Source organism: Armatimonadota bacterium (assembly GCA_035527535.1).
GTDB lineage: Bacteria > Armatimonadota > Hebobacteria.
Window position 1 is genome coordinate 1 of the sequence record DATLAK010000073.1, and the last position, 18,334, is coordinate 18,334.

The 18,334-nt window shown below is 66.7% G+C and carries 19 protein-coding genes; 3 read left to right on the forward strand and 16 right to left on the reverse strand.

Going from position 1 to position 18,334, the window contains the following annotated elements:
• Positions 1-312: 312 nt before the first annotated feature.
• From VM221_04835 to VM221_04905, 15 genes are all read right to left on the reverse strand, one after another.
• On the reverse strand, positions 313-1,662 hold the full coding sequence (locus VM221_04835; GenBank protein HUT74148.1) for an MFS transporter: 1,350 nt from the start codon (positions 1,660-1,662) through the stop codon (positions 313-315).
• Between the two features lie 416 nt (positions 1,663-2,078).
• Entirely contained in the window at positions 2,079-2,906 is an 828-nt protein-coding gene (gene arsM / locus VM221_04840; protein HUT74149.1) for an arsenite methyltransferase, read from the reverse strand.
• 63 nt (positions 2,907-2,969) lie between these two features.
• On the reverse strand, positions 2,970-3,659 hold the full coding sequence (locus VM221_04845; GenBank protein ID HUT74150.1) for a cytochrome c biogenesis CcdA family protein: 690 nt from the start codon (positions 3,657-3,659) through the stop codon (positions 2,970-2,972).
• Complete coding sequence (locus VM221_04850; GenBank protein HUT74151.1) at positions 3,656-4,495, reverse strand: thioredoxin family protein; 840 nt, start codon at positions 4,493-4,495, stop codon at positions 3,656-3,658. Before VM221_04850 ends, VM221_04845 begins: the two co-directional genes overlap by 4 nt.
• Positions 4,496-4,659: 164 nt before the next feature.
• On the reverse strand, positions 4,660-5,181 hold the full coding sequence (locus tag VM221_04855) for a thioredoxin family protein (GenBank protein ID HUT74152.1): 522 nt from the start codon (positions 5,179-5,181) through the stop codon (positions 4,660-4,662).
• Between the two features lie 15 nt (positions 5,182-5,196).
• Complete coding sequence (locus tag VM221_04860) at positions 5,197-5,745, reverse strand: (Fe-S)-binding protein (GenBank protein HUT74153.1); 549 nt, start codon at positions 5,743-5,745, stop codon at positions 5,197-5,199.
• A gap of 43 nt (positions 5,746-5,788) precedes the next feature.
• Positions 5,789-6,487: a putative zinc-binding protein gene (locus tag VM221_04865; GenBank protein ID HUT74154.1), complete on the reverse strand. Its 699-nt coding sequence runs from the start codon at positions 6,485-6,487 to the stop codon at positions 5,789-5,791.
• Positions 6,488-6,489: 2 nt separating this feature from the next.
• Positions 6,490-6,909, reverse strand: a complete 420-nt coding sequence (locus tag VM221_04870; protein ID HUT74155.1) for a putative zinc-binding protein — start codon at positions 6,907-6,909, stop codon at positions 6,490-6,492.
• A gap of 27 nt (positions 6,910-6,936) precedes the next feature.
• Positions 6,937-7,788, reverse strand: a complete 852-nt coding sequence (gcvH, locus tag VM221_04875; protein HUT74156.1) for a glycine cleavage system protein GcvH — start codon at positions 7,786-7,788, stop codon at positions 6,937-6,939.
• On the reverse strand, positions 7,781-8,068 hold the full coding sequence (locus VM221_04880) for a 4Fe-4S binding protein (protein HUT74157.1): 288 nt from the start codon (positions 8,066-8,068) through the stop codon (positions 7,781-7,783). Before VM221_04880 ends, gcvH begins: the two co-directional genes overlap by 8 nt.
• The gene (locus VM221_04885; protein HUT74158.1) at positions 8,065-8,439 is read right to left on the reverse strand and encodes a hypothetical protein; all 375 of its coding nucleotides are present in this window, start codon (positions 8,437-8,439) and stop codon (positions 8,065-8,067) included. The genes VM221_04880 and VM221_04885 overlap by 4 nt, the downstream gene beginning before the upstream one ends.
• A gap of 14 nt (positions 8,440-8,453) precedes the next feature.
• Complete coding sequence (locus VM221_04890) at positions 8,454-8,687, reverse strand: thioredoxin family protein (GenBank protein ID HUT74159.1); 234 nt, start codon at positions 8,685-8,687, stop codon at positions 8,454-8,456.
• 156 nt (positions 8,688-8,843) lie between these two features.
• Positions 8,844-9,680, reverse strand: a complete 837-nt coding sequence (locus VM221_04895; protein ID HUT74160.1) for a hypothetical protein — start codon at positions 9,678-9,680, stop codon at positions 8,844-8,846.
• Between the two features lie 11 nt (positions 9,681-9,691).
• The gene (gene arsB, locus VM221_04900; protein HUT74161.1) at positions 9,692-10,771 is read right to left on the reverse strand and encodes an ACR3 family arsenite efflux transporter; all 1,080 of its coding nucleotides are present in this window, start codon (positions 10,769-10,771) and stop codon (positions 9,692-9,694) included.
• A gap of 2 nt (positions 10,772-10,773) precedes the next feature.
• The gene (locus VM221_04905) at positions 10,774-11,160 is read right to left on the reverse strand and encodes a metalloregulator ArsR/SmtB family transcription factor (protein HUT74162.1); all 387 of its coding nucleotides are present in this window, start codon (positions 11,158-11,160) and stop codon (positions 10,774-10,776) included.
• A gap of 472 nt (positions 11,161-11,632) precedes the next feature.
• On the opposite strand from VM221_04905, the gene VM221_04910 reads away from it, so the two are divergent.
• From VM221_04910 to VM221_04920, 3 genes are all read left to right on the forward strand, one after another.
• Positions 11,633-15,094, forward strand: coding sequence for a S8 family serine peptidase (locus tag VM221_04910; GenBank protein ID HUT74163.1), 3,462 nt, complete (start codon positions 11,633-11,635; stop codon positions 15,092-15,094).
• Positions 15,095-15,166: 72 nt separating this feature from the next.
• Complete coding sequence (locus VM221_04915; protein HUT74164.1) at positions 15,167-16,168, forward strand: MoxR family ATPase; 1,002 nt, start codon at positions 15,167-15,169, stop codon at positions 16,166-16,168.
• Between the two features lie 136 nt (positions 16,169-16,304).
• Positions 16,305-16,937, forward strand: coding sequence for a ThuA domain-containing protein (locus VM221_04920; GenBank protein ID HUT74165.1), 633 nt, complete (start codon positions 16,305-16,307; stop codon positions 16,935-16,937).
• A 309-nt stretch (positions 16,938-17,246) separates the two neighbouring features.
• Here the strand turns inward: VM221_04920 and VM221_04925 are convergent.
• A partial coding sequence (locus VM221_04925; GenBank protein ID HUT74166.1) for a peptidoglycan DD-metalloendopeptidase family protein occupies positions 17,247-18,334 on the reverse strand: 1,088 nt, incomplete at its 5' end.

Below are 18,334 nucleotides of genomic sequence, written 5' to 3' on the forward strand. Positions count from 1 at the left end.
CGACACAGGCAGGCGCTTCCTTGCTTTTGTGTGGGTTGGAATCGTTCCCATCATCGTTTCATCAGCTGTTAACCGCTTAACATCGCTGCTTCACCCGCCAGGTGAAGCATTTACGCTCATTGCGCATAATCTGGGTCTAACAAGACCGCTCTTCTCGCGGATGTCATTCCGAGCAGAGCGAGGAATCTTGGTGTCGCTCGAGTTCGCCAAGACCCCTCGTCAACACTCGGGGTGACATGGTAACGAGGTATTGTTAGAGACTATTGGAGGTCGCGATTCCCGCGCGTTCTGAAGACCGCGCGCCCGGGTCGTTTACGCGTCCCGGTCGTGCCCGCGCAGGCTGTGCGGCCTGCGCAGGTGCCCCGGCAGGTTGCGCATCAGCTCTCTGGTCTGGCGCGAATCGGGTTCCCGCAGCCGTCGGGCCGCCCACGCCGCCGCGAGCATGAACAGCACCGAGAAGTAGAACGTGGCGCGCACATCGTAGTCAACGCCGATCACCTCCAGCAGGCGCGGCAGATACCCGCCCACCGTCGGCAGCGGTGCCACCGCCAGCACCACCACCGTCGAGTAGATCGCGAACTGCACCGACCGCCCCGCGCTCGGCGTGACCTTGTAGATCAGCGTGCTCAGGGCAACGGATACCCCGGCGGCCGCGAAGCCCACGCAAAGATTGATGGCCGGCACCGCCGCGTACACCGCCATCGCGCTGTTCATCCAGATCCACACCAGCGGCGCCGGCGCCAGCGCCAAGGTGCAGGCGATCAACACCGGCCGGCAGCCGTAGCGATCCACCACGCGCCCCCAGAACGGCGACGACAGCAGCAGGGTCAGCGTCGCCACCGCGTTGACCGCCCCCACCCCCAAGAACGGCATCTCGAGGTCGCGCAGCATGTAGGTCGCGTAGAACGGGCCCGCCATTGACTGCATTGACCACGCCAGCGCAAAGACCATCACCAGCATGAGCGGGCCGTTGGCGAAGGTGTCGCGCACGCTGGCGACGAACCCGCCGCCGGCCTCCCGGCGCACGAGCGGACAATCGGGCTGCGGCACGAACAGCAGGGCGCTCGCCAGCCCGAACAGCATGCCGAAACCGAAGAGCCAGCTAAACGCCTCGATCCCCATGTGCTTGACGTGATCGAGGAAAATGCCCTCGAGCAACGCGAACACGACGCCGATGATGCCGGCATACATGTTGAGGCGCCCGAAGAAGGTGCCGCGGAAGCCCGCCGGGATGAGATCGCCGATCCAACTGCTGCGGGCGTTGCCCGAGACCTGTGCAAACATGGTCACCAGGGCGATGACGCCGATGAGCGCTCCCACCTTGAGCGCGGGAGCGGCGCCGGGCGCGAGGTAAGGGATGAGTATCACCAGCGCCCACCCCGAGACGTTGGCCAGCGAACCGATGATCGTCATCGTGCGCCGGCTCACCCCGCGCTCCACCAGCACCGACGCCGCCAACTGCATCACCACGAAATACATCGGCACCGTGCTCATGAGGCCGATCTGGACGTTGTTCGCCCCCAGCCGCAGCGCGTAGCCGATGATGAACATGCCCCCTACCGAGGCGGCGTAGATGGAGCTGAGCATCGCCTGTCCATATGACAGGCGAATCGCGCGCTCAACCTGTGGCGGTGGAACGGTGGGAGAAGAGGAGTCCGACATCACATGCACCTTCGGCGCGCAAGCCGGCTGCCCAAACCCAGCGCCGCGGTCCTTTCCCGCCCGCGGGGTGCGCCGTAGCGGCCCGACAATGCAGCGCTAATTCGGCGCGGACGCGCGCTTACCTGCGCACGCGGGTCCCCTTCTTGGCGAGGCACGCGAAACGCTGGGGAGGCGCTGCACCTCACTGTAGTTGGCCGGGAATCGTCGCTCTGGTACAATCAGCAAAGGACTTTCGTGCGCGGGCAACGCTCTACGGAGCGAAGGGCGCCTTCCCAGTGGAGGCGCCTGTTCCCTTTATCAGGGCTGAGAGGGTTAGTCGCTCCCCAGGTTCTTCGTGAATGCAGCCGGCTACCGCGCGTGCGTCATCCTGGCGCACGGCCGCCGGCGGGGTACGCATGAGGGACGCGAGCTGCGGCTCAACCCGGCTTGCGCCCGGTGAGGTGGATGCTGGTGGCGATGCCGGTGTATGCGGCCAGGTCCTGCGCGCGCCGGCCGCCGGGCAGGCTCGGATCGCACGACGCGCCCGCCAGCAGCCCGATGGCGTCGGCCTCGGATACGACCCGGACGTCCACGAGTCCGGCCGCCTCTAGCCCGCGCAGGTACTGGGCGCGACTGACGGCCCCGCCCACACACGCGCAGTACGCGTCGGCGTCGTCCGCCAGCCCCTGGGGCAGCGGTTTGTCGAGCACGATGTCGGCGATGGCGATGCGCCCGCCGGGCCGCAGCACGCGCGCGATCTCGCGGAACGCCGCCGCCTTGTCGGGGACGAGATTCAGCACGCAGTTGCTGATGACCAGGTCAACCGAGGCGTCCTCGACCGGCAGCGCCTCGATGTCCCCCTGGCGGAACTCGACGTTGGTGTAACCCTCGCGCTCGGCGTTGACGCGGGCCCGCTCGATCATCTCCGGCGTCAGGTCCACGCCGATCACCCGTCCCGCCGGGCCCACGCGCGCGGCCGCCAGGAAGGCGTCGAAGCCGGCGCCGGAGCCGAGGTCGAGCACGGTCTCGCCGGGAGCGATGCTGTCAATTGCCAGCGGGTTGCCGCAGCCGAGGCCGAGGTTTGCCCCTGCGGGCGCCGCCGATAGCTCCTCGGCGCTGTAGCCGATGTGGGCGGCCACCGCCGCCGCCGGGTCGCAGCAAGCCCTGGCTTCCCCGCAGCATCCCTGGTCTTTCTCGGACGCGAGGGCGCCGTAGCGCTCCCGCACCCATTGCTTCCGTTGGTCATGTCGCGTGCGTTTGGTCAATGGAACCTCCCTTCGGCTGCGGCAGCGACAGAACAGAAGAGACATCGCCCCTGCCGCTGCCCCTCACGCAATCCACACGAAGTACAGCCCGACAGCGATTACCACGACGCCCGCCGCCTGTTCCATCCGCGGCGCCCACCGCTCCAGGGCCGGCAACGCCTTCACCACACCGGTGAACGTGCCGGCGAGGATGATCGGAACCCCCCGCCCCAGACCGTAGGCGAACAGCAGAGAGGCGCCATAGGCCAGTCTACCTTTGGCCATTGCTATGCCGAGAACTGCCACCAGCACAGGCGTGCCGCACTGGGAGCCAGCCAGGCCGACGACCAGCCCGAGCAGAAAAGCCCCCATCAGACCGGTGATTGCCACCCGCCTGGGCTGGAGCCTGACCATGAAGTCGAAGTTGAGCTTCAGCGCGCCCAGCAGGTTTAGCCCGATGGCGAAGCAGACGAGAGCTACGAACCAATGAAGTATCTTGCTCTCCGTGCCGAACAGCCCGCCGACAGTGGCCGCCACCACCCCCAGCAGCATGAACGTCACGGAACTGCCGAATGTGAAGAAGGTCGCGAGCCAGAAGCCCTTGCTTCGAGTGAGGTCACGCTGGCCCCCCACGTAGCCGATAATGACCGGAACCATGGAGAGATTGCATGGCCCTATGCTTGTGAACACTCCGCCCAGAAACACCAGCAGGTAAGCGAGCGCGGAGAGCTCGCCCACGATTCGCGGGAGTGTCTGCGTCACGAATTCTGTCACTGCTTCAACCCCATCGTCCCCAGTCTCCGCTCGATGTCAGCCTGCGGAAAGAACCCCTCGTGTCGGAAGAGCTCTTTGCCATCTTTGTCGAAGAACACTTGGACCGGAATCGTTCGCACGCCGTAGCGAGCGGCCAGGATCTGCTCATCCCGAACATGCACGAAGAGAACGTTAAGCCTGCCTGCATACTTCTTCTTCAGGGCAGCCAGGATGGGGGTCATCATGTCGCACGGCCGACAGCCGGTGGCTCCGAAGTCTACGAGGGTAGATTTGCCGGAGCGCCGAGCCTTGTCCACCGGGTTGTCCATCGCCAGGCGGCATTGCTGCTTCGTCCAGGCCGCGTCCACCTCGGCCGCGGCTCGCTCGGCCAGGCCAGCGACATGCGCCTCCATGGCGGCCTGTTGCTTCTCGCCAAGGAGGTATCGCTTCAGGTCGCCCCGAACGCTCTCGAAAGGCGCCCCACCAACCAATTCCTTGTTTTGGCTGTAAAAGGCCCGCACTTCCTCATCGCTGACAGACGCACGCTCTGCTGCAGTTTGCAGGTATTCACGGATGAGCGAGTCTTCGTCGCCCGCCTTGACAGACGGGTTGTGCGCTGCTGCCCATCTGCGCGCCTCGCCCAGCAACAGCCGCCGCGTGGCCAGTTGCTCCAGGACGAAAAAGGCATTCTGGCGCAGTTGGGCGCGAAGCCGTTGCGGCGCCTTTCCGATTTCGTCAGAGATCTCTCGCTGATTGATCTGCGTTGAGGGCGCACGAAGCACCAGACCATCAGGCAGACGAACAAGGCGAGCCTGTGTGAGGGGGCCTGAGCTCAGGCCGGGGCAGGCCTTGTCCACTGTCGGAGCCGGCACCCCAGCCGAGGCCTGCTTTGCCGATCCCTTAGACAGAATGATGCATAGCGTGAGGCATATCAGTGAGACCAGAAGCGGCAAGCGGTTCGCGCGCTTCTCTGCCGCGAGCCACGACGAGAACCAACCCCACCCACTGCGTCTTCGGAACATCACTTCTTGAGCCCCAATGTCGCGAGTTCGCGTTCGATGTCTTCAGTCCCCATGTAGCCCATGTGGCGAGAGACCTCTTCGCCTTTCGTGTTGAAGAAGATCTGGGTGGGCATGGTGGCAATGCGATACCCCCGGCCCAGGTCGGCGTACTCATCTAGCTCCACGAATACGATGTTGGCCTTGCCCCAGTAGTCCTGGGCGGCCTGCTTGAGCACCGGCACCATCATCTTGCATGGCACGCACCAGCCTTTGCCGAAGTCAGCCATGGTCGGACGGCCGCTCTTAAGGCAGTCCGCGAGCCTTGAGCCGGGCAGAGGCCCCTCCGGCTTTCCCTCCGGGGCTGGCTTGGCCTGCGCGGAGGGCGCCGACGGGCCAGGTGCAGTCTCCTCGGGCGCGCTTCCCGCTCCACCGATGGTTGCCGCTGGTCGAGCTGAAGACCGCTCCTTGATTGCCTCTTTGGCGATGAACACCGCCACAATGGCCAGAATCACCACTAACAGTATCCACCTCGATCCTCTCATTGCTTCCTCATCCTCTCATAGCCAGTCTTCGGGAACCTCATAGCCTGCCTCTAGAAGAAGCTCCACCAGCGCCTTGCGCTTCTCTTCCTGTTGTGTCTCCCACAGCGGCGAGCACTTCTCCAGCGTCGCCTCTTCTCCCGCGAGTTTGACGGCAAAAGCCAGGCAGGTCGGCTCGCCGCACTTCTGGCAATTGCCGCCCGGGAGCAGCCGGTAAAGCTGCAGCGCGGTCAGGCCGGCCGCTCGGCGGTAACTGGGGGTGATTTGATCGCGCCTCTCCCAGGTTTCATTGACCAGGCCCTTGACCCAGTCAAGCACTCGCTGCGCCTCCTCCGCATCAGCCAGCTTGCTCACCGCAGCCTGGCGAGGTCGCAGGGCGATCACGTGTCCCTCGTGGCGAAAGCGCAGAAAAGGCGCATCGGGGTTGTACTGACAGGCCTTGAGTGTCGCGTTGAGGTAGGGGAAGACCTCCCGGACGTCATCGCGCAAGGCGGCCAGGCAGTTGACATACTCCGCCGACGGGTTGCACTTGGGTGCGAACAGTTGGAACTTGTACTCCCTCAGCAAAGCCTTTCCTCTGGGCAACACGTTCCCCCGCATTCCGGCTGCGTCAAGTCTGCGAGGACCGCAGATAAGCCTCATATGCCCGCGCAAGGGCCGGCCCGTAAGCATCCTGCTGAGACGCAGGTACGGGGTGATAGACGGCCACGGCCTCCACCAGACGCTGCGCCAGATCCACGCTGTCGGCCGGCAGGCCATCCTCGCCGCACTGCTGAAAGATCAGCGGCAGCCCGGCGACAATGATGCGCTCACCATCCACAAGCAGCTCGCCGGCCGGCAAGGGCGTGCTGCAGTCGCACCCACAGGAGACGGCAGCCGCGCCCTCTTCAGGCACGAAGCCTTCAGCCACCGCGCGGTCGAGCGATTCCACGATCTTATTTGCCACCAGCTCGACCGCAGCCAGGTCACAGTCGGTAAGCTTGCGGCCGGAGCGCGCTCCGCTCAGTGGCGCCGCGTTCCTCAGGAGGTCGGTCACAACGAGGGCGGCATTCACGGGGCCGCTGTATTTCTCGGTGCCCCACTTCGCGCATTGCTGGTCACAGCCGTCTATGGTGATCGTCGGGTAGTTGCGCGCAAACTCCCGCTCGCCCTCCGCGCCGGCAAGAAAGAGCGGCAGGCAGATCGATACCGTCTGGCCGGGCCGGAGACGCTCCAGCACGCGCCGTACGGCGAGACGCGAGATAGTCCCTTCCGGGATCTCCTCGCCGGCACAAGAGATGATGCCAACCTTGATCGGCTCCTCTGCCATCGTCACTTCCCCTCTCCAGCGCATAGCTCGCAGACCCGCGCCGCAACCCGCTGCGCGATTTCCTCGGTGATGGTCCAGCCGTCATGGTCAAGCTCGGTCGCGGTGCCGGGCTGGGCACCCTTGTGGCCCTTGAAGGCATCCACCACGCGCACGCTTTCTGCGATGTTCCCGCCGGCGAGCTCGACGTTCTTGTAGGAACACAGCTTGGGGCAGCCGTCGATGGTGATGCAGGGCCGGGTGCGCACCGCCGTCACCGCCTCCTCATCGCCTTTCACCAAGAGGGCGAGGCACAGCGTTTCCGGCGCCTGCGGTTCCAGATCGTCCACGACGCGGTAGGTCGCCTCTCGCGCCATCAGCCCGTGCACCTTGCCGATGCCGCTGCATGGGATCACGAGCACTCTGCCGTTCGCCGATTCAGCCATCCACTATCCCCTTCGTTTCTCACACCACTATGGGCGGTACTCGGCAGCCTTCTGCCGCACGAGCGCCAGATAGGTCTCGCCATCCAGCAGGAGCGCGCGGTCGTTCTCCAAATCGCGTAACTCCACTTCCGCTACCCATCCCTTGACATAGGGTTCCTCGTTGATGAGTTCAGGCGCCTGGACTACCGCGGCGTTGACGGCTACCACACGGCCGCTCACCGGGGAGATGATGTCGGACACGGCCTTCACGGACTCTACGCTGCCGATCTCCCCGAACTGCTCGACCTCGGTTCCTACCTGCGGCAGCTCACAGAAGGTGAGGTCCCCAAGCTCCTGCTGCATGTAGTCGGAGATCCCGACGCGGGCACGGCTGCCGGCGATGTGCGCCCAGCAGTGGTTTTCGTTGAACAGGTAGCCCTGCGTGGGAATGCGGAAGATGAACTTATCGTGGGTGACGGTGGCGTACTCGACCGGCTCCGCGAAGGCCGCCTCGGCATCGACGGCGCACCCCTCGGCCGGAGCCGCGAGCAGCCTCTCGGCGAGCCGGCGGCAGAGCGCGAGTCGCTCCGGGTCAGGCGTAAGCGTCTCACCGGCCGACTCCCCCATCTCCTTGAGAGCATCAGTGACCTGGAGCTTGCGCCGCACTTTCAGGTCGTGCTCAGTCGCCAGCTTGGAAGCGCACCGGGTCCCACATCCGTCGATCACGATCAGAGGAAGCTCCAGCGCCTTCGCATACAGCGCCGGGAGGTTGTTGTAGAGGACCGGGCAGATCAGCTCGCCCTGACAGGCCTCGACCAAGGCCAGCGCGATCTCGCGGGCAAGCGGCCCGGCCGGCTTGTCCAGGCCGTTGCAGGGCAGCACCGCGAACCGCTCAGCCATTGCTGCCCTCCTCCCGCAGGCGCTTGATCAGCTCGATGATCTCCTGCTTGTTCGGGAAGGAGAGCGCGTCCGGCCCACAGGTCTTGGCGCAGGCACGGCAGAACACGACGCAGTTCGTGGGGTTCGCGACGACAAGCTTCACCTCTCCCTCCCGGCGCTCGAACACCTGATGGGGACAGAACTTGTCGCACTCCATACAGAAGTCGCACTTGCTGTAGTCAATGGTCGGGAACCAGGGGATCTTCTCCCTGGGCACGCCCATGAAGGTCTCATCGCTCATGCCGACTGTCCCTCACTCGCAACCAACGCGTCGGCCACCTTCTGCACCGCCTCGTCGGTGGTCATATCTCGGATGTCCAGCGGCACGAGGTCAGCCTTGATGTCCAAGCCGGCCGCGGCAAAGGCGTCCCGGAACATCTTGTACTGCATGTTCGGCGCGCAACCGGCGACGATGACCTTGCGGTGCGCCTGCAGGAAGTCGGCGAGGAATCGATCTCCATCCTCCTCGCAGAGCTGGGGGTGGATGAACCCGTACTCGACGGGTAGCTCCACCCGCACCCGGTTGATGAAGTCCCAGATGTCCATCTTCGCGAACCCCGGGCACTTGCCGGTGCACACACACATGATCAGGCCAGGCTTGTCGTTTTCCATGACACGTACCTCGCTCATCTGCCGAGCAGCTTCTTGATCTCATCGGGCGATAGCACCCGTCCGGCCGCCTTCACCACGCCGTCCACCGCGAGCGCGGGGGCGGCGAGCACGCGGAACTTCATGATCTCCTTGATGTCCTCCACCTTCTCGACCTCGACTGCACCGCCCATGTCGGCAACCGCCTGCTGTACATTGGCAAGCAGTTGCTTGCATCGCGCGCAGCCGGGGCCAAGTATCTGTAGTTTCATCACATGCTCCTCCTCACTGAGCGATGGTTAGAACGCGATGGCGCTCGACGCGTCAACGGGCCAACGCGATCGCCACGAAGCTGGTCAGCAACTGGCTCTTGCGCTCGCGCAGCTCCTTCAGCACGAGCAAGAATGTGGTCAAAGTCGACTCCTTACCTATTGGCCGCAGCCAGAGGGCCCGCAGCCACTGCCGCACGATGCAAGGGCTGCCTGCAGTTTCGCCAGGAGAGCGTCTTTCGTTGTGCTACCCGCCACGCTAGCTGCCAACTGCCCCGGAGGCAGCAGCATTACGACCGTGGATTCCGTCGGGGTGCTCCGGATGCCGCAGCGCTTCAGTAGGTCGGGCTCCTTGGAGGGATCGGCTGTGATGAGCACGGCCTGCCCCGCGAGGCTCGGATCACCTACGAACTGCTGCGCCGCCTGCCGTGATTCGGCATTGTGCTTGGTGCGCGCGTTCTGCAGGCAGAGGGTAACCAGCTTGCGGTCTTGCAGCGCCTTGCTCACCTCCGCCAGCTTGGGCGAGACGAAGGCGCGGGCCAGCGTCTTTTCGTCCACCGCCTTGGGGAAGGCGTTCACGACCGCGCCGTTGGGCGCCATCACCAGGGTCAACGGCAGCGGCGCCTTGCTCACCGCATACTGCTCGATCAGCCGCGATTCGGCCTTGGCGCCGACGTCAACCGACACGAACGCCGCCTTCTCAGTCAACCGGGTCTGCGCCCGCTCGAAGACCTCCCTCATCTTGGCGTCGCCGCGATCCTTTGGTCGGTAGAACAGCAGGAATGCGTACTTGCCCTGCTTGCGGGCCCGATCAAGGGTTCGCTCGGCCGGGCTGGCCGGTGCGCGGGGTGTCTGCGCGGCCTCTGTGCTCCCGGCGGCGGCGGCCCCGGGACTGACGGCCACGTCTCTGGCCGCCGACCTGTTGTACAGGATCATCGCCGTTGGGATCCCGATGACGGCGACCACGGCAAGCACTGCGACTGATTGTCTGCTCATAACCACTCCTCTCATTGCCCGACCGCATTCCCAGGCGAACCAGCGAAGTAGCGCCGGCGAAACGCCAGCGCGACGTTGACCAAGCTGATCAGGACCGGCACCTCCACCAGCGGCCCGATGACCGCGGCGAACGCCGCCCCGGAGTTGATGCCGAACACCGCTACCGCGACCGCGATCGCGAGCTCGAAGTTGTTGCTGGCGGCGGTGAAGGCGAGGGTCGTCGTCTGGCCGTAATCGGCCCCGATCTTCGCGCCCAGATAGAACGAGACCAGGAACATGATCACGAAGTAAACCAGCAGCGGCGCCGCGATGCGCAGCACGTCCAGTGGCAGCGCCACGATGTATTCGCCCTTGAGTGAGAACATGACCACGATGGTGAAGAGCAGGGCGATGAGGGTGATAGGGGAGATGCGGGGGATGAACGCCTGCTCGTACCAGGCCCGCCCCTTTGCCCGGATGAGGACTATCCGGGTGAGAAGCCCACCGAGGAAGGGGAGGCCGAGGTAGATGAACACGCTCCGGGCGATGCCGCCCATGGTGATCTTGCTCAGGTCCACGTCGCCGAAATCAACCCCCGCCAACGGCGCCAGCAGCTTGATGAAGACATAGGCATAGAGCGCGTAGAACAGCACCTGGAAAATGGAGTTGAAGGCCACCAGCCCTGCCGCGTACTCGCGGTCGCCCTGCGCCAGGTCGTTCCAGACGATGACCATGGCGATGCAGCGCGCGAGCCCGATCATGATCAGCCCGACCATATACTCCGGGTAGCCGCGCAGGAAGAGAATCGCGAGCCCGAACATCAGCAGCGGCCCGATGACCCAGTTCTGCACCAGCGACAGGGTCAGCACCCGCGGGTTGCGAAAGACCTCGCCCAGCTCCTCGTAGCGCACTTTCGCCAGCGGTGGATACATCATGAGGATGAGGCCGACGGCGATGGGAATCGAAGTCGTGCCCACCTGGAAGCGGGTGATCAGTCCCACCACCCCCGGCACCAGATACCCCAGGGCGACGCCGAAGGCCATGCCCAGGAAGATCCACAGCGTAAGGTAGCGATCGAGGAAACTCAGCCTTGCGCTCGCGGTGCGGCTCATAATCAGACGCTCTCCTTGCGGACGCAGCAGCGCAAGATGTACCCGCCACGCCCGGCGCGCGGGCGCAGGCACTGGCGCAGCCGCCGCGCATCGGCGCGCATCGTCGCCTCGGCCGCGGCGCGGGCGCAGGCAGCCGCCACCAGGGGGCGATCAGCACCCGCCAGGCGCGGGTTGAGGCAGTAGTGCATCCAGCGGCCCTGGCGCCAACCGCGCACCAGCCCCGCCGCCCGCAGGGTGCGCAGGTGCCGCGAGACGTGGTACTGCGGGAGCCGCAGCGCCTCCACCAGCTCGCACACGCACAACTCGTCGCACCCCTGCAGCAGCGTCAGGATCCGCAGGCGCGTCGGGTCCGCCAGCGCGCGCAGCATCTCGTTTAGCTTGGCCGCCATGATATATGTGCCTATCCGCATATATCATAACGCCCGGGTGCGGGCCTGTCAAGCGCGGGCCGGCCCGGCAGTCGCCCATCACTTCGCGCTATTGCGCAGGCGAGACTCTTCGCTTCCCCCTTCGCCAAGGCTGCGGGGGACAAGACGCTCTGAGTGACAGTGATCCGGTGGTGTCATTCCGAACGGAGCGTGGTCGCGCGAATCGCGCGGCAGCGCGCAGCGAGGAATCTCGCCGCGGCCCGGCGTCGTTGAGGTCAGGTTTGCCCGCACACCGAGGCGGTGGCCCGCGAGGCGCCGGAGGCCTGCATGATCGCCGATGCGAGCGGGTAGATTATGGAGCGAGCTTGACGGGGGCGCCTGATACATGGTATCCGTCGAGATGGAGGCATGCCCGCGAGGCGCGTAGTTGTTCCCTCCCGCCTCCGCGGGCGCAGTGCTTGCGTCCGTTGCCGATACGCTCTACGGAGGACCGATGAAACGCATCCTGATGCTCGCAAGCGCGGGCCTGCCGGTCGTCGCGCTGGTGCTGGTGGCGACGACCCCTGCGGTGGCCGCCGGCTACCGCTCCGAGGGAGCGGCCGCCAAGCCGCCGCGGCCGCCCGACGCCGCCACCGTGCGCCTGGTCGAGACCAAGCTCGGCGACGAGCTGGTGCCGATGCTCGGCCGCGGGGAGCTGGTGGGCGTCATCGTGTTTCTCGCCGATCAGCCGTCGCTCGAGATCACGGCGGTGGCGCGGTCGTTCTACCAGCCGCAGTGGCGTGGGATTGACGCGCGAATTCGGGCCCTCGCCGCCGGCGATTACCGACCCTTGCCGCCGGGCGCGACGCGCGACCAGGTGCGGGCCGCCGCCCGGCGCGAGTATGCCGCCATGACCGATGCCGACCGCGCCGCGCTGCGGGGCCTCACCGCCGAAGCCAGGGAGCTGCGCCGCCGCCTGCGCGACGAGGTGATAGAGGAGGTTCGGGGGCTGACGTGGCCGCAGCAGCAGTCAGTCGCGGACGACGTGGCGGCGGTGGACGGCCGCGTCCTCTACCACTATACGACCGTCAACGCGCTGGCGGCGCGAGTGCCCGGCGTCGCCCTGGCCGGGATCGCCGACCGGCCGGGCGTCGCCTACGTGGTGGCGGACCGCAAGCTTCCGCTGCGTCTGAACACCAGCGCATACTCGATGCGCGCCGACACCTTCTGGAGCAACGGCTTTGACGGCGGCCTGTTCACACCCGGCATCGTGGACGCCGGGGTAGACACGACCCACCCCGCGCTGACGGCAACTACCTGGAGCAGCCGCACTTTTCACGCCTCTGCCCAAACCCAGACCGACTACGCCGACAACCCGTCCACCACCGACGACCTCAACGGACACGGCACCCACGTCGCCGGCATCGCGGTGAGCGGGAACACGACCTACAAGGGGGTGGCCTACGGCAGCGCCCAGGCGCTCAACCTGAAGGCCGGTTACAATGCGACCGACGGTTCCGGGATGTTGATGCTGAGCGATGTGATGGCCGCGGTGGACTGGGCGCTGACCACCTCCGCGGTGCGGCCCGACGTGCTCAACTTCAGCGCGGGCGGCCTCGCGGCGGCGGACGATTCGGGCTTCGACCGCTTCTGGGATGCGATCGTGGATGACGCCGACGCCTTCACAACGCCGGCCGCGGTCGCCGCCGGAAACGCCGGCCCCGATCTCTACACGCTCAACTCGCCGGGGGTTGCCTACAACCTGCTGTGCGTGGCCGCCGCCAACGACAACAACACCTCGGGCCGCGGCGACGACCTGATCTCCGCCTTCAGCAGCCGCGGCCCCACGCCAGGTGGTCGCAAGAAGCCCGACCTCACCGCGCCCGGGCAAAGCATCACCTCCTGCAACAACGCCTGGGAGGGCGCCGGCGCCGATTTCGTCACCATGAGCGGCACCAGCATGGCCTCGCCCCACGTCGCGGGCGCGGTGCTGCTGTTGGCGGACGCCGGCATCCTGGAGCCGATGCGTCAGAAGGCGGTTCTCATCAACGCCTCGGAAGACCGCGGCTCCGCCGGCTGGGACCCCGCCTGGGGCTGGGGCTACCTCGACATGTGGTACGCCTACTACCATCGCAGCGACTCCCTGGCGGGCTTCGTCTATCCCGCCGGCAGCGCCAACGCCTTTCGCCTCTACCGGGTGGACGGCGCCGGCGGCGACAAGTTCACCCTGGCGTGGGACCGCCATGTGAACTACAGCGGCGCCTCCTACCCCGGCACGTACTACAGCCTGAGCGACCTCGACCTGCGGCTCTACGCCCAGGCGGACAACGCCGTCGTCTCCTCCTCCATCTCGTCCGGTGACAACGTCGAGCAGGTCGTGAGCAATCGCGCCGGCAGCCTGGTGATCAAGGTCAACGCCTACAGCACCTCGTTTGCCGGCGTCGCCTACGAGGACTTCGCGCTCGCGGGCGACGAGCCCCTCACGGTCGCGACCGGGCCGCAGTTGAACGTCCCCGGCCAGCCGGCGTACACGCCGCTGCCAGGCCAGGATTTCTTGGTCACCGTCAACGTCGCCAACCAGGGCGACCTGTTCGCTCATGGCTGCAGCGCGCAGCTCGCAGTCCCCGCAGGCATCACGTTGGTCTCGGGAGCTAATCCGCAGCCCCTGGGCGCCATCCCGAGCGGCGCCGGCACATCGGCGGCCTGGACGCTGAGAGTTGACACCCCCGGCACCTATTCCATCGGCGTCACCGCCGCCAGCTCCTCCTACGGCGAGTCCTGGGGCGCGCCGGGATCGGTCAAGGTGGTGGCCGACACGCCCCGACTGACCGGCGGCGGCTGCGATCCCTCCGATCCCGCGCACTACGGCGCGGGCACCATCTTCCGTTTCCGCGTCCACTACTACCACCCCGCGGGCACGCCCCCGAGCGCGATCACGGTGGCCGTTGACGACGCGCCGCACGCGATGACGTTGGCGACCGGCAGTGCCTTCGACGGAGACTATGAGTACTCCACGCCGCTGCCCCTCGGCACCCACACCTACTACTTCTGGTGCGACGATGGCGCCGGCCATACTGCGCGCCTGCCCGACGCGGGAACCCTGGCGGGCCCGTTCCTATGTCGCGCTCTGATCAATGACAACGCGCCCTGGACCTCGACCCCGACGGTAAACGCTCGCATCTACGCCCGCGGCGCCTCCGAGGTTTACCTCAAGAACACTTACGCCGCGCCGTGGCAGGGCCCCTACGCTTACACGCCGGGCAGCGATTCCACGGTCATCGCGTGGACGCTGGCGGCCGGCAGCGACGGGCCCCGCGCGGTGTACGCAATGTGCCAGACCGCTGACGCCCAGCCGTCGAATACGTCGGTGGACGTCATTGATCTCGACTCCACCGCCGCCCCCATCGTCAAGTCCGTCACCATCAACAGCGGCGCGGCGTTCACTGTCACGCCTGACGTCACGGTCACCGTCTATCCTGACTGCGCCACCGACGTGCGCTTCAAGAACCGCTACGCCGACCCGTGGGGGTCTTGGCAGCCGCTGAGCCGGTGCGACTACGGGCAGTTCGCGCGCACCTTGGCCGCGGGGGGTGACGGCCCGCGCGTGGTCTATGTCCAGGCGCGGGATCACCACGGCCTGCTGTCATCGGTGCGCTACGACTCGATTGATCTCGACACCACCGCCGCGCCGATCATCAAAGGCTTCAACATCAACGGCAATGCGCCGACCACCATCAGCCCCAACGTCGCGCTCACCGTCTATCCCGACTGTGCGGCGTCGGTGCGATTCAAGAATCGCTATGCCGACCCGTGGGGGTCTTGGCAGTCGCTGAGCCAGTGCAACTACGGCCAGTTCGCGTGGACGCTGGCGGCGGGCGCGGACGGAGCGCGCGCGGTGTACGCCCAGGTGCAGGATCGCCATGGCAACCTGTCCGCCCTGCGCGCTGACACCATCGAGCTTTTCGCCGGCGGGTGAGGCGGCGCGCGGTGCGCGCCCCGCCTTTCTCTGCGGCAGGGACTTCGCGATGACGCCCCGAAGTGGTAGCGCGTGGAGCGAGAAGGATTCCCGGAACGCGCGCCGGATGACGCGCTCGAGGTTGACGCTGCGTCCGTGAGCCTGCCCGGCGTGGCGGCGGTCGCGGGACCGATAGTTGACAACGTCGCCCGCGTCATCTTCGGCAAGCGCGAGGTCATTGAAGAGGCGCTGGTGGCGCTGCTCTGCGCCGGGCATGTGCTGTTTGAGGACGTGCCCGGCGTGGGCAAGACCATGCTCGCGCGCGCCTTCGCCATCTCGCTCGGGTGCACGTACAAGCGCATCCAGTTCACTCCCGACCTGCTGCCCTCCGACGTCACCGGGGTCTCCATCTACGACCAGCGGCGCCAGGAGTTTCGCTTCGTTCCCGGGCCCGTCTTCGCCCACGTGGTGCTGGCCGACGAGATCAATCGCGCCAGCCCTAAGACCCAGTCGGCGCTGCTGGAGTGCATGGAGGAGAAGCAGGTCACGGCGGATGGCGTCGCCCACCCCATGTCGCGGCCGTTCGTGGTCATGGCGACCGAGAACCCCATCGAGTACGAGGGCACCTACCCGCTGCCGGAGTCGCAGCTCGACCGCTTCATGATGCGCCTGCGGCTGGGCTACCCCAGCCGCGAGGCTGAGCGCGCAGTGGTGGTGGAGCAGCAGCGCGAGCATCCCATCGCCCGTATCGGCGCGGTCACCGACGCCGCGTCGGTGCTGGCCATGCAGCGAGCGGTGCGCGAGGTGCGGGTCGAGGAGCGCGCCCAGGAGTACATCCTCGACCTCGTCGCTCACACCCGCGCCCACCCCCAAATCTACCTCGGGGCCAGCCCCCGTGGTTCGCTCCATCTCTTCCGCACCGCCCAGGCCCTGGCGGCGGTCTCTGGGCGCGACTACGTCCTGCCCGACGACATCAAGCGCCTCGCCCCCGCCGTCCTCGGCCATCGCGTCATCGTCCGCCCCGAGGCGCGCATCGCCGGCGTCGGCGCCGCCGACCTGGTGGCCGAGATCGTCGCCGCCGTCGCCGTGGACTGAGTTGCGAGCCGCCACTCGCGCCGCTGCGGGCGGCGCCGCCATCCCCGTGCAGGATATCCCGCGCCGCCGTTGAAGACACTGCCCGTGATTTGGCGCGACGTCCCTGGCTCAGCGGCGCGCCCATCAGGAGGAACGCATGGCACGGACGAAAGCGCTGCTGCTGGCAGGGGGCGAGATCCACGACGCCAAGGGCTGCGGCGAGGCGATCGCCGATGCGCTCAAGGCGGAGGCGGAGTTCGACCTCACCTATGTCGAGGAAGACCTGTCGGTGCTGGAATCGCCCAACCTCGATCCCTACGACGTGGTCGTCTTCTACTACACCGTCGGCGAGATCAGCGACGCCCAAAAGAACGGCCTGCTCAACTTCATCGCCTCGGGCAAAGGCTTTGTCGGCGTCCACTCCGCCGCGGATTCCTTCCGCGACTGCCCGGAGTATCGCGCCATGGTCGGAGGCCACTTCGTCACCCACCCGCGCTTCCGCCCCTACCAGGTGAGCGTGGTTGATCCCGACCACCCCATCACCCAGGGACTGACCGAGTTCATGGTCGAGGACGAGCAGTACGTGCTCGACTACGACCCGCGCGCGGGCGTGCTGTGCTCGGCGCTGTGGCAGGGGCGTGCGGTGCCGGTCGCGTGGACCAAGCCCTGGGGGCGGGGACGGGTCTTCTACCTGGCCTTGGGGCACAACCCCAACGCCTGCGGCCACGAGATGTTTCGCCTGCTGTTGCAGCGCGGCACGAGGTGGGCGGGCACGCCGGCGGTCGGGTAGGCCCCGTAGGGCAGGAGCCTCGGTCGCCCTTGGAGACTTTCCTCCCACCCCGGGGCCTCGACGGGGGAGACACCGGTCGTAATGGTCGCGCAAGACGGTTGTTCCTTCACCGCTGCGCATGCTGGGAGCGAGATTCTTCGCCCCGACACGTCGGGGCCCTGAATGACACAGCCGTCGCCCGCTGCTGTTCGCATACGCTGCGGGCCGTGCACGCAGGCTGCGAGACCGCGGCCTAAGGGACGCCGGTCGCGGCGCCCGGCTCGGGGGGATGACCGACCGATAGCCCGGGTGAGGCGTGAGCAGCCCGGGCTAGAACGACAACGGGTTTATCGGGCGGCCGTTGCGGCGCACCTCGAAGTGCAGGTGCGGCCCGGTGGCCAGGCCCGTGCTGCCGACGTAGCCGATGACTTCGCCCTTGCGGACTTCCTCGCCGATGCGGCACGCCAGCCGCGAGCAGTGCCCATAGACGGTGCTCATGCCGCCGCCGTGGTCAATGATCACGCACTGGCCATAGCCTCCGCGCGAGCCGCTCCAGATGACGGTGCCCGCGTCGGCGGCGCGGATGGGGGTGCCGGTGGCGGCCGCGATGTCAACCCCCGTGTGCATCTTGCGCACCTTGAGGATGGGGTGCATGCGATAGCCGAAGCCCGAGGTGATGCCGCCCTGCACGGGCCGCAGGAAGCTGCCGGTCCATGGGGTCGCGTAGCGGTAGCGGCCGGTGGTGCGCTGGTAGCGGCGGATCTGGGCCGCGATGTCGCGCGAGTCCCGCTCCATTTGCGCCAGCGCGCGCTCCCAGTACCGGCGCTGTTGCTCGAGCTTGCCGACCAGCCGTTTCTTCTCCTGCCGCTGGCTGTCGTACTCGTCGTGCTTGCGAGCAATCTGCACCTCGAGCTTGGCGATCTTGTCTTCCTTGGCCTCCACCGCGCGCCGGTAAGACTCGATGCGCTGGCGCTCTGCTTCCATTCCCCGCATCAGGCCGAGGTCCTGGTCCACCACCAGTTGCACCAGGTACAGGCGGTTGGCGAAATCGGCGAAGCCGGCGGCGCGGACGAGAACATCCAGGTACCGCACGCCGCCGAACTCGTAGATGACCACCAGGCGATCGCCCATCGCTCGGCGATGGGCCTGCAGGCGCGCGCGGGTACCCTCGAGGCGGCGGTTCACATCCTGCAGTTGATCGCGCGTGCTGCGAAGCTGGCCCTGGGTCTTGGCCAAATCGTCGCGGGCGTCCTCCAGGCGGCGCTCCACCGCCTTCAACTCGTAGCCCGCGGCCTTCACCTTGACTGCCGCCGCGCGCATCTGCCGGCGCGCCTGGATCTTCTTGGCCTCGATCTCCTGCTGCTGATGGACCAGGTCCATGCGCCGGATCCCGGCGGCTAACGCGTGCGGGGAGTAGG